The sequence below is a fragment of the Streptomyces phaeolivaceus genome (genome assembly GCF_009184865.1).
GTDB lineage: Bacteria > Actinomycetota > Actinomycetes > Streptomycetales > Streptomycetaceae > Streptomyces > Streptomyces phaeolivaceus.
In genome coordinates this window covers 3,819,174-3,833,485 of sequence record NZ_CP045096.1, presented here as the reverse complement: position 1 = coordinate 3,833,485, position 14,312 = coordinate 3,819,174, and the positions used below count along the sequence as shown (strand labels likewise).

11 protein-coding genes and 1 pseudogene are annotated in these 14,312 nt (G+C 73.0%); 5 read left to right on the top strand and 7 right to left on the bottom strand.

Features of this window, described 5'->3' with window-relative positions; genetic code table 11:
- The first annotated feature begins 93 nt into the window (after positions 1-93).
- Positions 94-810: an HAD-IA family hydrolase gene (locus F9278_RS17940; RefSeq protein ID WP_152169272.1), complete on the top strand. Its 717-nt coding sequence runs from the start codon at positions 94-96 to the stop codon at positions 808-810.
- 143 nt (positions 811-953) lie between these two features.
- Here F9278_RS17940 and F9278_RS17935 read toward each other — a convergent pair whose 3' ends face one another.
- From F9278_RS17935 to F9278_RS17925, 3 genes are all read right to left on the bottom strand, one after another.
- Complete coding sequence (locus tag F9278_RS17935; protein WP_152169271.1) at positions 954-1,727, bottom strand: arylamine N-acetyltransferase family protein; 774 nt, start codon at positions 1,725-1,727, stop codon at positions 954-956.
- An 84-nt stretch (positions 1,728-1,811) separates the two neighbouring features.
- Entirely contained in the window at positions 1,812-4,511 is a 2,700-nt protein-coding gene (locus F9278_RS17930; RefSeq protein ID WP_152169270.1) for a helix-turn-helix transcriptional regulator, read from the bottom strand.
- Positions 4,512-4,736: 225 nt separating this feature from the next.
- Positions 4,737-6,221 carry an MFS transporter gene (locus tag F9278_RS17925; protein WP_152169269.1) on the bottom strand — a complete coding sequence of 495 codons (1,485 nt, stop codon included), beginning with the start codon at positions 6,219-6,221 and terminating at the stop codon, positions 4,737-4,739.
- Between the two features lie 135 nt (positions 6,222-6,356).
- On the opposite strand from F9278_RS17925, the gene F9278_RS17920 reads away from it, so the two are divergent.
- On the top strand, positions 6,357-6,791 hold the full coding sequence (locus F9278_RS17920; RefSeq protein ID WP_152169268.1) for a winged helix-turn-helix transcriptional regulator: 435 nt from the start codon (positions 6,357-6,359) through the stop codon (positions 6,789-6,791).
- A 63-nt stretch (positions 6,792-6,854) separates the two neighbouring features.
- Here F9278_RS17920 and F9278_RS17915 read toward each other — a convergent pair whose 3' ends face one another.
- On the bottom strand, positions 6,855-8,450 hold the full coding sequence (locus F9278_RS17915; protein ID WP_193241537.1) for an FAD-dependent oxidoreductase: 1,596 nt from the start codon (positions 8,448-8,450) through the stop codon (positions 6,855-6,857).
- 109 nt (positions 8,451-8,559) lie between these two features.
- Positions 8,560-8,673 (bottom strand): annotated as a pseudogene (locus tag F9278_RS48720) (BBE domain-containing protein); the annotation flags it as partial.
- Here F9278_RS48720 and F9278_RS47155 point away from each other — a divergent pair.
- Positions 8,621-8,917: a hypothetical protein gene (locus F9278_RS47155; protein WP_226966791.1), complete on the top strand. Its 297-nt coding sequence runs from the start codon at positions 8,621-8,623 to the stop codon at positions 8,915-8,917. The pseudogene F9278_RS48720 and the gene F9278_RS47155 sit on opposite strands and share 53 nt — an antisense overlap.
- Before the next feature lie 548 nt (positions 8,918-9,465).
- Here F9278_RS47155 and F9278_RS17900 read toward each other — a convergent pair.
- On the bottom strand, positions 9,466-10,401 hold the full coding sequence (locus tag F9278_RS17900) for an ROK family protein (protein WP_152169267.1): 936 nt from the start codon (positions 10,399-10,401) through the stop codon (positions 9,466-9,468).
- A 194-nt stretch (positions 10,402-10,595) separates the two neighbouring features.
- On the opposite strand from F9278_RS17900, the gene F9278_RS17895 reads away from it, so the two are divergent.
- Together F9278_RS17895 and F9278_RS17890 are read left to right on the top strand one after the other, a co-directional pair.
- A complete protein-coding gene (locus F9278_RS17895; protein WP_152169266.1) occupies positions 10,596-11,429 on the top strand; it encodes a lantibiotic dehydratase C-terminal domain-containing protein in 834 nt (277 codons plus the stop codon).
- A gap of 14 nt (positions 11,430-11,443) precedes the next feature.
- On the top strand, positions 11,444-12,484 hold the full coding sequence (locus tag F9278_RS17890) for a 3-dehydroquinate synthase family protein (protein ID WP_152169265.1): 1,041 nt from the start codon (positions 11,444-11,446) through the stop codon (positions 12,482-12,484).
- Between the two features lie 207 nt (positions 12,485-12,691).
- Here the strand turns inward: F9278_RS17890 and mhpA are convergent, their stop codons facing one another.
- Entirely contained in the window at positions 12,692-14,299 is a 1,608-nt protein-coding gene (gene mhpA, locus F9278_RS17885; RefSeq protein WP_152169264.1) for a bifunctional 3-(3-hydroxy-phenyl)propionate/3-hydroxycinnamic acid hydroxylase MhpA, read from the bottom strand.
- Positions 14,300-14,312 lie beyond the last annotated feature (13 nt).

Sequence of the window (14,312 nt, the reverse complement as noted above, 5' to 3'; positions counted from 1 at the left end):
CGGCATCACGAGCTCCGTGCGGCGGGCCGTGGAGTGCCCCGCGGCGCTCCCAGCCCCGCCGTGCACCGATATACCGACGTCAGGGAGATCCCCATGCACTCTGGTATCGCCTTCGCCCCCGAAACGACCGGCGCCGTCGGCACGGCCGACGGTCCGTTCAGCCACCCCAAGAGCGTGGTCGTCTTCGATCTCGACGGTGTGATCGTGGACAGTTTTCCGGTCATGCGGGAGGCGTTCACGATCGCCTATGCCGAGGTCATCGGCGACGGAAAGGCTCCCTTCGAGGAGTACGAGCGCCATCTCGGCCGATATTTTCCCGACATCATGAAACTCATGGGGCTGCCGCTGGAGATGGAGGAGCCCTTTGTCCGGGAGAGCTACCGGCTCGCCGGCCGGGTTCCGCTGTTCGCCGGCGTCACCCCGGTGCTGGAGGAGCTGCGCGAGCGTGGCTTCCGTACCGCCATCGCCACCGGCAAGGCCGGTGTCCGGGCCCGGCACCTGCTGGAAACCCTCGGTGTCCTGCACCACTTCGACCATGTGCTCGGCTCCGACGAGGTGGCCCGGGCCAAGCCCGCGCCCGACATCGTGCTGCGTGCGCTGGAACTGCTCGGTGCCCGTCCCGAGGAGGCCATGATGGTCGGCGACGCCGTCACCGACATCTCGGCGGCCCGCGCGGCCGGTGTCGCCACGGTGGCCGCGCTGTGGGGCGAGTGCGACGCGGCCGAACTCCTCGCCGCCGCCCCGGACGTGGCCCTGCACCGGCCGGACGAGCTGCTGGCCCTGTGCCCGACGGTGGCCGAAGTCGCCTGATCCAGCAGCCTCTTCGCCATCCGCCCCTCCCGCGGCCCGGCCGGTGTCTCCCCTCCACCGGCCGGGCCGCCACGCGTCCGAGGGCGCCCTCCCCCCAGGAGTGCGCCCTCGGCGTCGTCGCTGTTCCGCTGCAGCCCGGCCCGTCAGATCTCTGTGACCAGGATGGACTCCACGGCGTTCTCGTAGTCCGCCGGCTTCACCAGGACACGGATCTGCTGGCGGCCCTGTGCCACCGTGATCAGGCGCTTGCCGATCAGGGTCAGCTGTCCGGTCTCGAAGGCGCGGCCGCGGATCAACGTCACTGCGGAGCTGAGCTCGCGCGCGTACTCCCGCAGGGTCGGGTCGCCGCGCCAGTCCGACAGCTCGCGTACGACGTCGGGGAGGCGGTAGACGACTTCCCACGCGCCGTCCAGCGGACGCCGGTTGAGGGTCCAGTGCCCGTCCTCGGCGTCCAGCCTGTACGTGCAGCCGTACTGCTCCTGCTCCTTCCCCGCGGCCAGGCGCAGCGGCTCCAGGAAGGAGGGGCCGGCGAAGCCGACGTCGACGAGCCACCGCTCCTCGCCGAACCGGACGACGTGGAGCATGTGCTCCATCTCGGGCCCGAACTCGCCGTTCGCCATCCGGACCCCGGCGGCCATGACGGCCACGTCGAAGCCCAGCCGGGTGAGCAGGTTGCGGAAGAGACCGCTGAGTTCGTGGCAGACGCCGCCACGGCCCCCGGTGATCACCGCGTCGAAGGTCTCGTCGACGTCGATGTCGACGTACTCCCAGATGTCCAGCCCCCGCCCGGCGTTGAGCGAGTTGTCGAACGGCACCTTCATCAGGTGCAGCTTGTGGAGCGTCCGCAGCAGCTCCGGGGTCGGCTCCGTAGGACCGGAGTACCCCAGCTTCTTCAGATAGGAATCTGTGTCGAACACCTGGAAAACCTCCATGCAGGGAACGGGAATCGAGGGAAAGGGAACTCAGGGATCGGGAATGGCTCGGGAAGGCGGAACGCGGCCTCAGCCAGCCTTGGAGGCGTTCGGCCACAGGAACGACGGCAGGTCCTGGCGGCGCTGTATCTTCAGCTTCCGGTAGACCCGGGTGAGGTGCTGTTCCACCGTGCTCGGCGTGACGTACAGGCGGGCCGCGATCTCGCGGTTGGTGTAGCCCATGACGGCGAGCGAGGCGACCCGCATCTCGGAGCCGGTGAGTTCGCGCACCGACCCCTCGTGCGAAGGCAGGACCGGCTGCCGCTCCGCGTTCGCGTCGGTGGAGCCCGCGAGCAGCTCCTGCGTCAGCGGCTGCGCCCCGCAGGCCTTGGCGACGTGCAGGCTCTGCCGGAACAGCATCCGGGCGCGGCGCTGCTCGCCGACCTCGCTGTACAGCCGGCTCATGTCGCCGAGGACCCGCGCCTGTTCGAAGCGGTCTCCGGCCGACTCCAGCAACTCCAGTGCCTCGTTGAGCAGTTGCAGCCCGCGGCCCGGTGCGCAGGTGGCCGCGTACAGCCGCAGCACGAGACCGCGGGCCCGGCCGCCGCTCACGCCGGACCGGGAGAGCTGTTCGTGCACGAGCTGCTTGGCCCGGTCCGTGTTGCCGAGCCGTATGCAGGCCTCGGCGGCACCGGCCCGCCAGGGCAGCGGTCCCAGGCCCCGCACGCCCCACTGGCGTTGCAGCTCCCCGCAGGACAGGAAGTCGCCGAGGGCCGCCCGGTGGTGATGGGTGGCCAGGTGGTGGATGCCGCGGGCCTGCAGGAAGGGCAGCCCGTACCAGCTCTCGTACATCGCCGTCGGCACGGCCTGGGACAGATGCCGCAGAGCGTCGTCGTACCGGCCCAGCCTGGTCGTGGCGACGACCAGGCTGGACAGCGGCAGCCCGATGGCCACCCCCCACGACTTGGCCGGCAGCAGGTCCAGCGCGGAGTGCCCCCGCTCGACGGCCGCGGCGAAGTCGCCCTGGCATACCGCGATCGTGGCGCGGACCGCCTGGAAGACGGCCTGCCAGGTGGGCGTGGCGCGTTCGGCGGCGTCCAGGGTGAGGCGTTCGCACCACTCGGCCGCGCTGTCGGTGCGGTCGCCGTGGACCAGGGCGAGCAGGGCGAGCAGGGCCGCTTCCTCGGACCAGTAGGCCGAGCGGCTCAGCCGCAGGTCCCACAGCACCTGCTCGGCGCGATCCACCTCGACCTGCCGGTCCCGGGCCAGGTCGCCGGCGAGCGCGGCGACCCGCTCCAGCCAGGGTTCGCTGCGCAGCGCCACGACGGTGGCGCCGCCCGGGCGGCGCGGTCCGGGGACCGGGGTGCGGGCCGGGCGGGCGAGCGGCGGATGTGCCCAGCTCAGCCACTGCTCCAGGTCGGTCTCCTCTCCCGGGGCCGTCGCTCGCGCCGGGGCATCGGTACGCAGCCGGGCGATCGCTTCGGCCGCGTCCGCTGTCCGACCGTGCCACAGCAAGTGCCGTATCAGCAGCGCCGATTCGGCGAACCGCAGCCGACCGGCCCGGTCCGCCGTGACGAGCTGCGGCAGGCTGCGGGCCGCGGTGGCCGGGTCGGACTGGAACTCGGTGTGGGCGAGGCGGGCGAGGATCTCGGCCCGTTCGGTCAGATCGCCACTGGAGCGCTGGGCGAGCTCCAGGCAGACCCCGGCCGCGTCGGGCCGGTCGGCGAGCAGTTCCTGGTCGGCGGCCTCCAGCAGCACCCGTACCGCCCAGGGTTCGTCGGCACGCCCGGCGGCCAGCAGATGCCTGGCGATCCGGCCGACCGGTGCCCCGCCGTCGTACAGCAGTCCGGCGGCCCGCCGGTGCAGGGCGGACAGTTCGCGCGGCGGGAGGTCCTCCAGGAACGCCTGCCGGACCTCTGGGTGGCGGAACGATCCGTCGGGCAGCAGGAGTCCGCTGGCGGTCATCGCTCGTACGGACGGTTCGAGGGGTACGTCGGCCAGGGCGGCCACCGTGTCGTCGTCGGCGTCGGGGCCGAGCACCGCCAGGGCGCGGGCCAGGGCGAGGGCGGCCTCGTCCCCGCGGTGCAGGCAGCTGAGCACGGCCAGGCAGTAGGCGGGGCCGATGCTCTCGTCGTCGCCGGCCTCCCAGTCGTCAACGAGGGCCGCGAGCAGCAGCGGGATGCCGCCGGTGGTCCGGTGGAAGTGCGGGGTGAGGCGGCGCGCGGTCTCGGGGCCGAGGCGCGGGGTGAGGAACGCGGTGACGGCGGCCTCGCCGAGCGGTCCGACCCTGAGCCGGGTGAGTCCGGGCCGGCGCAGCAGCTCCGCGCGCAGCTGGAGGCCGGCCGGGGCCACGTCGGTGTTGTCGGTGAACACCATGGCCGTCCGGGCTGAGCGCAGCCTGTGGGAGAGCTGCAGCAGCATGCGCAGCGAGGGCTCGTCGGCGTGCTGGACGTCATCGACGGCGATGAGCACCGGACCCTCGGCGGAACGTTCCAGCAGTGCCGCCCACAGCTCGTCGGCGGAGCGTGCCGTGGTGCTGTGGCCGGCCGGACCGGCGTAGCGCAGCAGCTGGTTCACCACCCCGTGGGCGCGGGTGCGCTCGGGCCGGGAGCAGACGGCGTGCAGCAGCCGGAAGCCGGCCTCCTCGGCGCGGTCGGCGAAGGCGTGCAGCAGTTCTGTCCTGCCGGTCGCGGACGGGCCCTCGACCAGCGCCAGCTGGCTCCTCCCGGCGAGCGCGGCCTCCTGGACGCGGCGCAGCCGATCCAGATGTTCCTCGCGTTCGACAAGCATGGCTGATCCCCCAGACGTGGTGGCCGTTCGCGGCCCGCAACCACTATCGGGAGGGCGGGGCCATCGGCGGGGAACCGGCGGGCCAACGGGCGGGGAACCGGTCGGCCAACCCGCGGGGAATCGGCCGACCACCGTGCGGGCCGGCGTCCGCGCACGCCATCGCCCGCCAGCGCACGGGCACTGGCGGGCGAGCCGGTCGGGGACTGGAGACGAGCGGATCCTCCGTCAGTTGACCGTCTGGGGCTGGGGCGTCTCGGCCGACGCCTCCGCCGCGGTGGAGGCGTCGGCCTCCTGGGCCGCCGCCTTCCGGGACTTGACGCGGAAGGCCAGGAACGCGCCGGCGATGGCCGCGACGCCACCGACCAGGGCCGACAGCTGGAGGCCGTTGACCACGTCGGAGACCGGGTTGTCCGCGCCCTCGCTGAGGTCGAGTCCGGAGTTCGCGACCGCGATCAGGGCCGCCATACCCATCGCGCCGCCGATCTGGGCGGAGGTCTGGGCGAGGGCGGAGGCGACGCCCTGCTCGTGGGGGGCGGCGTCCGAGCCGGCGGCCATGAACATCGCCGGGTAGATCATGCCGGCGAACAGGCCCCACAGCAGGACCGCCGGGAGCAGCGGCCAGAAGCTGTGACTGGTGGACATGGTGGCCGCGAGCACGACCATCGACGTACCGACACCGATCATGCCGGCGAAGAGCGCGGTGCGCAGACCCCAGCGCTTGACCACCAGCGGCAGGAGCTTGTTGGAGCCGAGCATGGCGACCGCGCTCATCGGCAGGAAGGCGAGACCGGCCTGGAGCGGGCTGTAGCCCATGACGTCCTGGAGCTGGATGAAGAACAGGTAGTGCAGGGTGTTGATGGCGCCCTGGAAGACGAAGATGATCAGGATCGCCGTCAGCAGGCCGCGGTAGCCGAACAGTCGGGACGGGGCGAGCGGGTCGGCCGTACGGGACTCCAGGGCGAAGAAGCCGACACCCAGCGCCAGGCCGACAGCCAGCACGATGATCGTGCTCGCCGAGCCCCAGCCCGCCTCGGGGCCGCTGATCAGGCCGAAGACCAGCAGGGTCGAGGCACCGGTGGCGAGCAGCGCGCCCGGCAGGTCGAAGCCGCGGGTGTCGCCCTGCACCGCGTCGGCGTCGAAGTTCGACAGCAGGCCGACGACGCCGAGGAGGCAGAGCGGGACGTTCACGAAGAACACCCACTCCCAGCCCAGGTAGTTGGTGAGCAGACCGCCGACCATCGAGCCGATGATCGCGCCGGAGGCACCGGCGGTGCCCCACCAGGCGTAGGCCTTGTTGCGCTCGGCGTCCTCCGTGAAGCTGGTGTTGATCAGCGACAGAGTGGCCGGGAAGAGCAGCGCGCCGCCCAGGCCTTGGACCACACGCGCGCCGATCAGCAGCCCCGGGGAGCCGGCCAGGCCGCCGGCGATCGAGGCGACGCCGTACAGGCCGAGCGCGAGCACCAGCATCCGGCGGGCGCCGAGGCGGTCCACCGCGCGGCCGCCGATGAGCAGCGCGCCGCCGAGACCGACCGAGTAGGCGCTGACCACCCACTGCAGGGACTGCGCCGAGAAGCCGACGTCACGGCCGATCTCCGGCAGCGCCACGTACACGATGTTGTAGTCGATGGAGAAGATGAGCATGCAGAACGCCAGCAGCGCCATCTTCGTACCCGACCGCCCGGCGGACCGGGCAGGCGATGAGGCAGACATATGCCTTTTTCCTTTCTGAGGGGATTGCGGGTTGATGTGGGTGTTCAGTCAGGTATCAGTTGGTGCGCTGACGTTACGCCTTGTTACTGACTCCATCATCTGTAACGATGGCCTGACAGGGAAGGAGGCACTTTCATGTCCCAACGGAACACCGGTGTTACCGACCAGGTCGCGGAGGTCGGGGATGGAGAAGACGCCTGTCCGGTGCGGGAGGTGCTGGACCGGATCAGCGGCAAGTGGAGCATCCAGATCGTCCTGGCGGCAGCCGAGAAACCGGTCCGCTTCACCGAGCTGGAGCGCACCATCCCCGGCATCAGCCGGCGCATGCTCACCCTGACCCTGCGCAGCCTGGAGCGGGACGGGCTGTTGGTGCGCACCGTCTACCCCACCGTCCCGGCGAAGGTCGTCTACAGCGTCACGGACAGCGCGCGCGAACTGCACGACGCCTTCGTCACGCTGATGGACTGGGCGGAGCGCAACCGCAGCTCCGTCACCGCGGCCCGGGCGGCCTACGACAGCGCCGCCCTCGCCGTCGCCCAGGAGGAGGAGCCTGTGCGTGTCCCGCGCTGAGACGCGGGTCTCCCACGAGCGGTTCATGGCCGTCAACTCCTCTCCTCCCGCACGTCGTTGCCCCTACGCCGTCACGCGCAGGGTCGTCGGGTCGGCGGGGTCGGCGGCCACGGTGAAACCGGCCCCGGCGATGGCCTCGACGTAGTCGTTCCGGTCGCCCCCGTCGAGGCGGGCGACCAGGATCGGCGCGCCGCCCTCGACCGCGAAGCCGGGGGCCCGGTCGGAGAACTCCGGCAGTCCCGCAGCGCGCAGCGCGGCCCGGATCCGCTCGGCGTCCCGGTCCTCGGCCGTCCACAGCGGACGCCCGTGGCCGCCGTACCCGAACTCCGGCTGTGCGCCCTCGGGTGCGTGCCGGGCGGCGCGGACGATCTCGGCGGTGAGCGAGGGCTCCCACAGGGCCATGGGCGGCGCCAGCAGGTGCTGCACCGAGAGGATCACCTTGCGGACCTCGCCGGAGACCTGCGCGGCCAGCTGCGCCTGGGTGGAGTAGCGGCCGAACAGCTCGGCGGCGTACGGGCGCCTGCCGACCGTCTCGGCGTAGTCGAAGTCACCGCCTATCGCGGCCTGCCACGGCACGAACAGCACCCCGGCGGCCTCCTGGTAGAAGGCGCGGGCAAGGTCGGCCGTGACGCCCTCGTGCTCGGCGAGGAGCCGGCCCAGGGCGAGCGCCTCCTGCGCGGCGCAGGTCATGCCCTGCCCGTAGAGCGGGTTGAAGCTGCAGATGGCGTCGCCGAGGGCCAGATAGCCGGCCGGCACCTCCGCCAGCTCCTCGAAGTGCCGCCGCCGGTTGGCGGGGTACTGGAAGGCGACCGGCTCGGTGAGCGGCTCCGCCTGGCGGACCAGCTTGGCGATGACCGGGTCCGGCAGGCTCTCCGCGTGCGCCAGGAAGCCCTCCTCGGTGGCGGCCGGGTAGTCGCGGTGCCAGCCGCCGACCGAGACCAGCCACTGGTCGTCCTCGATCAGCAGCGCGGCGCCGATGCGCTTCTCGGCGGGCGGGGTGGGCTGCACGAACGCGGCCTTCACCGCCAGGTCGCCGGGCGTGTGCCGGTAGAGGCGGCTGACGTAGCCGACGTTGACCTTGACCTCCTCCACCTCCGGGGCGGGGAAGCCGAGGGCGGCGAGCCAGCGGTCGGAGCGGCTGCCGCGGCCGGTGGTGTCCACGACCAGGTCGGCGGCGAGCCGCTCGCCGTCCAGGAGCACCTCGGTGACGCGGCCGTCCGTGCCGCCGAGCCCGGACACCGAAGTGCCGGGGCGGACCGTGACGTTGGGCAGTGCCTCGACCCGGCGGCGGATCGTGTACTCCAGCAGCGGTCGGCTCATGGAGACGAACGGCTGCCCGCTGTGCACCGGGTTCCAGGCCGCGCCGAGCCGGTAGAGGTGGAGGTCCGCGCCCGAGTCGAAGACCTGCGCGCCGGCGGCGACGAGCTCCTCGCCGAGGCCAGGGAAGAGCTCCTCCAGGGCGCGCTGCCCTGCCACGAGCAGGACGTGCGAGTGCTGCCCCTGTGGCACGCCGCGGCGCGGTCGGCCGCCGACCGGCAGCTCGTCGCGGTCGACGACCACGACGGTGTCGAACGCCTCGGACAGCGACTTGGCGGCGGTCAGACCCGCGATGCCGGCGCCGATGACCACGGCGGCACCACGGCCGGTCGGGTTGCTCATGATCAGTTCTCCTCGGTCTGGGTGTGTGGTGCCACTGCGTGGTGCTGCCGATGGAGCGGGGGTGCCGGAAGAAGTTCTGGGGGTCGACGCGGCGCTTGACGGACAGCAGCCGCTGGTAGTTGTCGCCGTAGTACTGGGTCGCCCAGTCGGGCAGATCGGAGCCGGGAAAGTTGACGTACGCGCCGTCTCCCAGCGGATTCAGCAGCGCTGCGCCGGTCTCCACGAACGCGGTCGCGGCCTGCTCGTCCTCGGGGTGCGTCGGCTGGTCGAGCTGGGTGGTGAAGCCGACGATGAAGTTGGCGGAGCGGTGTGGGAAGGCGGTGGCGGCCGGGGCGACGGTGTTGGCGGCGCCGCCGACGGACATGCGGTGCGGGAAGCGGCGCTGGCCGGGCCGGCGGTCGGCGTCCCACGCCGTGACGATCCGGTTCAGCTCGGTCGGCGAGAACGGCTTGTCGAAGAACCGGTAGGCCTCGCGGGTGCACGGCGTCGAACTCGGCGAGCTGGTTCTGCTTGGCGAGTTCGTAGTCGGCGTCGGCGGGCAGCACGAGGTCGCCCCGGAGCCGTGCGCCGAGACCCGTCCAGTCGGCGTCGGGCACGGCCGCACCGGGCGCGCCCAGAGCGACGGCACCGGCCCCCGCGGTCGACGCGGCCAGCGCCAGCCCGGCTCCTGCTCCGGCCCGGAGAACGTTTCGACGTGTGTACACAGCACTCCTCGAAGAGAGTCACGGATAGGAAGGGGGGCGTCGAGGCCGGGCCGGGGGGTGGGGGTTGCGTGGCCTGCGCGGCTTCACTGTGGGGGCGGTCGGACCATTGGCGGGGAATCGGGCGCCCACTGGTGCGGGTGGCCGGGGCGGATGTGAGGGGCGGCTTCGGTGGGGGAACGGGGGACGGCGGTGGAGGCGGCCGGTCGGGGGCGTCTTCGGTGGGGTCGGCCGGCGGGGGTCTCGCGGTTGTGCGGCCGAGGCGGCGTGGCCGGCGGCGTGGGCCAGGGAGCCGGGCCCATGCCCCCGGCGGGTCAGCCCCTCACCACCGCTTCCAGCGCTTCCGCGCTCGTACATGTCGCGTGCGCCAGCAGCAGCGCACCGTCCAGCGAGGAGAGGGGCCCCAGGCGGGCGTCCTGGTGGGGCGGGGCGGGGTGGCCCGGGCGGGAGAGCCGGGTCGCGTGGCGGGAGACGAGAGAGGTGAGGCCCGGGAGGCCGGAGGGGAAGCCGCCGCCCACGATGACCGCCTCGGGGTGGAGAAGTTCCGCGGCCGAGACGATCGCCGTGGCCAGCGCCGCGCACGCCTCGTCCACCGCCACCACCGCCCAGGAAAGCCGCCGCTGCCACGCCTCGCAGAGTTCCGCGTACGTCACCGGCGCGTCCCGCAGTTCGGCCGCGCGGCGCAGGATCGCCGGACCGGAGGCGCGGGACTGGACGCAGCCGCGCCGCCCGCAGTCGCAACGGGCGCCGGCGCGGTCGACGACGACATGGCCGAGTTCGAAGGAGCCGCGGGCGGGGCCGGGGCACAGCTCGCCCCCGAGGACGCTGCCGCCGCCGATGCCGGTGCCCACGCCGACGTAGAGCACGTCGGTCAGGCCCGCCGCCCGCGCCTCGGCGAGCGCGGCGAGGTCGCCGTCGTCGGCCACGGCCACGGCCGTGCCGGGCAGCATGCCGCGCAGTTCCGCCGCGAGTCCGAGGCCCGCCCAGGCGGGACGGTTGGGCCACGCCGTCACCCGGCCCTCCGGGTCCAGTGTGGCGGGCATGGCCACGCCCGCCGCACGCAACGGACCCGGCCAGTGCCGCCGTACCACCGCCAGGCAGTCGGCCAGCGCGGTGATGTCCGCACCCACGTCCGCGCCGGGCGTCCAGCGGAAGCCGGCCGAGTACGGCTCGGCCCCCGCCCCCTCCACCCGGACGGCGACCTTGGTGCCGCCGATGTCGATACCGAGGAGTCCCGAGATACCACTCATTCCCGAGAGTCTCGGCAGCCCCGCCCATCCGCCGGCAACCGCGCACCCACCGAACCCCGGCCCACCCCCCTATCTCCGCCCTGTTCTCGGGCCCCGAACGGCCGCTGCGCGCCCACCGGAGATTTCGGGCCCCGCGGACCCTAGCCTCACGGCATCCGTCCACTGCCCCGCCATCCCACGAGGAGATTTCCGCGATGAACCGTCAATGGCTCTTCGTCCGACTGCCCAACCCGATGCGGAGCAGGCCGGAGGCCCACGTCGTCCGGGTCGTGACCACGATGGTCGGTGACCTGGTGGGCCATCTGCACGCCCAGGACCCGGACGCGCTGTGGGAGTTCCGCCGGCCGGACGCCGCGGGCCAGGGGGATCTCGGGCTGTGGTTCCACTCCTTTGATCCAGTGCTGAAGGAACTGGAGCGGAGGCTGCTCGCCCACACCGCGGCCTACAACTGGCCGCTGATCAGCGGGACTTACGCCCCGGAGACGGCCAAGTACCAGACCCCGGGCACCCTGCGGATGGCGCACCGGCTGGCCACCCGCTCCAGCTCGTTCGCGCTGGAACTGCTCCTGGACGGCGGCCTGGACCCGGCGCAGCGCCAGTCGCTGGCCGTCGCGCACCTGTGGCTGGTCAGCAAGCTGGTGCCCGAGCGCGAACGGGGCGCCTTCCTCTTCCACTTCTGGCAGTTCGGCGCGGCCGGCCTGGACCCGGCGGACCGGGCGGAGGAGGCGGCCGAGGCGGACGCCCGCGCCGCCGCGCCGGCCGGGGACGCGAGCGTCCCCGGCGACCCGGCGCTGTGGGAGCGCTACCTGTCCGCGGTCCGCGACGCCGTCGCCACGGGCCGCGAGGACGGCGTACCTGTCAACTTCCTGCTGTACGACCACGTCCTGCTCACCCACGAACGGCTGGGCGTCCCCACCCGCACCGGCGCCCGGGCGGCCCGCACGATCCGCTCGGCCCTGGCCGCCAACACCCCTGTGCCGACGCCTTTCACGGGTTTCCCGGGCGTCACGCCCCTCCAGTCGGCCTGACGAAAGGACTCTCCTTGACTGCTACGACTGCTACGACCGGCGCCTCGCGCATCGACGTCGACCTGGGTGAGCGCTCGTACCCGGTCCACATAGGCGCGGGCGTACGACATCGGCTCACCGGCATCCTCGCCGGGCTCGGCGCCCGCAAGGCCGTGGTGGTCTCCGCCCGGCCGCGGTCGCTGCTTCCCGACACGGGGCTGCCCACACTGCACCTGTCGGCGCGGGACGGCGAGGAGGACAAGTCGCTCGCCACCGTGGAACGGATGTGCCGGGCCTTCGCCGAGTGGGGGCTCAGCCGCGCGGACGCCGTCGTCTCCGTCGGCGGCGGCACGACGACCGACTCGGTCGGGCTCGCCGCCTCGCTGTACCACCGCGGGCTCCCGGTGGTCCATCTGCCGACGACCCTGCTCGCGCAGGTGGACGCCAGCGTCGGCGGCAAGACCGCGGTGAACCTGCCGCAGGGCAAGAACCTGGTCGGCCAGTACTGGCAGCCGTCCGCGGTGCTGTGCGACACCGACTTCCTCGGCACGCTCCCCGAGCGCGAGTGGCGCAACGGGTACGGGGAGATCGCCCGCGCGCACTTCATCGGGACCGGCGACCTGCGGGGACGGCCGCTCGTCGAGCAGATCTCGGCGAGCGTGGCGTGCAAGGCGCGTATCGTCGCCGCGGACGAGCGGGACGCCTCGCTGCGGCACATCCTCAACTACGGCCACACACTGGGCCACGCCCTGGAGCGGGCCACCGGTTTCGCGCTGCGGCACGGCGAGGCCGTCGCGATCGGCACGGTCTTCGCCGGCCGGCTGGCGGAAGCGCTGGGCCGTGTCGACGAAGCACAAGCCACCGAACACGAGGAAGTGGTACGGGACTACGGGCTCCCGCACCGGCTGCCGGCCGGTGTGCGGGACGCCGAACTGGTCGCGCTGATGCGGCTGGACAAGAAGGCGGTGACGGACCTCTCTTTCGTACTGAGCGGCCCGCGGGGCCCCGAACTGGTTTCCTCCGTACCGGAGGAGGTGGTGATGGGCGTCCTCGCGCGGATGCCGCGCGAGGACTGAGTCCGGTACGGCGAAGGGCCCGCTCCCGGCGGCAGAGGGCGGGCCCTTCGCCGTACGCCCCCGGTCACGGCTCCGCGGCCGGCGCACATCCACCCGCCGTCGCCGGGCCGTCCCCGCCCCGACGACCGCACATTCACTGCCCGTTCGACGCGTGTACGACCAGAGGCCGCACCCCCGGATCACGGGGGTGCGGCCTCTGGGCTGCGGTCAGGCGGCCACCGTGGCCCGCAGTGCCGTCCGGGCCCCGTCGAGCAGGGACCGTACGGCCTCGGGTCCCGCGGCCGTTCCGTAGACGTAGAAGTCCGGCCGGATCAGGGCCGTGGTAGCGGCCGCGGCGGTCAGGAACGGGAGGTAGACGTCGTCGAGGTCGACCACCTCGCCGGGGACCGTCAGGGCCGGGTCCGTGCCGGAGGGAAGCACGCGTACGACGCGGGTGCCGAGACCCGCGAGGAAGGCGAAGTCCGGTTCGGTGAGCAGGAGTTCGGGGTCCTCCGTGGTGAGCAGGACGAAGCCGAGGCCGACGATGTCGTCGAACAGGCCGCCGCGGTTGCCCTGGGCGACCCGGGCCTGCGGGGCGAGGGTGCCGGCGGGTTCGGCGGGCCGGCCGTTCGGGGCGCGGTGCAGAAAGCCCTTGGTCAGCGGTTGGAGCGGGGAGCGCTGCGGGGGCGCGGTGCCCGCCGCCGCGGCCCGTTCCGCCGCCGCCTTCATCACCAGGTCGCGGTCGGCCGCCGCCTTGGGGTCGGTCTGGCAGATGATCCGGCCGAGGTTGACCGACATGGTGATGGCGTGTTTGACGTGGGTGCGGCGCTCCTGCCCGTAGTGGTCGAGGACCTCGGGCCCGGCCTGCCCGGCGAGCAGCGCGTCCAGCCGCCAGGCCAGCGCGCCCGCGTCCCGGAATCCAGAGGACATGCCCTGGCCGGCGAAGGGCGGCATGACGTGGGCGGCGTCGCCCGCGATCACCAGCCGGCCGCGGTGCCAGTGCTCGGCCGAACCGGCCCGGAAGCTGTAGACGTGGTGGCGGCGCAGGGTGGAGTCGGCCGGGGAGACGTCGAAGAGCTTCAGCAACTCCCAGCAGGCTTCCGGGGTGTTGAGTCCCTCCACCGTCTCCCCCGCCAACCGCATGAACTCGTAGCGGCGGTTGCCGGGACCCGCGGACACCGAGGTGCGCGGGCGGGCCGGGTCGCAGATCTGCAGGTTGTTGGGGTCGAAGGTGCGGCCGTCGTCATGGACGACGTCGCAGACCAGCCAGTCGTGGGAGAACCCGAGGTCGGCCACCTCGGTGCCGATCGCGCGACGTACGAAGCTGTTGGCGCCGTCGCAGCCGACGACCCAGGAAGCGGTCAGGACCAGTTCGTCGCCGTCGGGGGTGGTCGCGGTGACGCGGACCGTGCCGTCCGGCGCGCTGTCCTCGTCGATGCGGACGACCTCGTGGCCGCGGTGCACGGTGATGTTGCCGTGCCCGGCGCCGCGCGCCTCCATCTCGGCCTCCAGGGCCGGCTGGTACATCGAGGTGGACTCCGGCCAGCCGGCCAGTCTCCGCTCGGCGCCGTCGATGTGCAGCAGGACCTGGCCGTCGGCGTTCTGCCACAGGTACTCGCCGGAGGGCTCCCCGATCCGGCCGACGAGCCCGCCGATGCCCGCCGCGGACAGCGTCCGCGCGCCCTCGCCGTCGAAGGCCACGGCCCGCGGCATGGGGTACGCCTGCGGCCAGCGTTCGACAACGGTGACGGTGCGGCCTCGGTCGGCGAGGAGCAGCGCGAGCAGCTGGCCGACGGGGCCGTAGCCGACGATCAGTACGTCGGAGTGCGCGGGCATCTCAGGCACCTCC

Excerpts from the sequence above, each read along its gene's own strand:
- F9278_RS17895 (WP_152169266.1), top strand. The coding sequence starts at position 10,596 with ATGAACCGTCAATGGCTCTTCGTCCGACTGCCCAACCCGATGCGGAGC.
- mhpA (WP_152169264.1), bottom strand. The coding sequence starts at position 14,299 with ATGCCCGCGCACTCCGACGTACTGATCGTCGGCTACGGCCCCGTCGGC.
- F9278_RS17940 (WP_152169272.1), top strand. The coding sequence starts at position 94 with ATGCACTCTGGTATCGCCTTCGCCCCCGAAACGACCGGCGCCGTCGGC.
- F9278_RS17930 (WP_152169270.1), bottom strand. The coding sequence starts at position 4,511 with ATGCTTGTCGAACGCGAGGAACATCTGGATCGGCTGCGCCGCGTCCAG.
- F9278_RS17925 (WP_152169269.1), bottom strand. The coding sequence starts at position 6,221 with ATGTCTGCCTCATCGCCTGCCCGGTCCGCCGGGCGGTCGGGTACGAAG.
- F9278_RS17900 (WP_152169267.1), bottom strand. The coding sequence starts at position 10,401 with ATGAGTGGTATCTCGGGACTCCTCGGTATCGACATCGGCGGCACCAAG.
- F9278_RS17915 (WP_193241537.1), bottom strand. The coding sequence starts at position 8,450 with ATGAGCAACCCGACCGGCCGTGGTGCCGCCGTGGTCATCGGCGCCGGC.
- F9278_RS17920 (WP_152169268.1), top strand. The coding sequence starts at position 6,357 with ATGTCCCAACGGAACACCGGTGTTACCGACCAGGTCGCGGAGGTCGGG.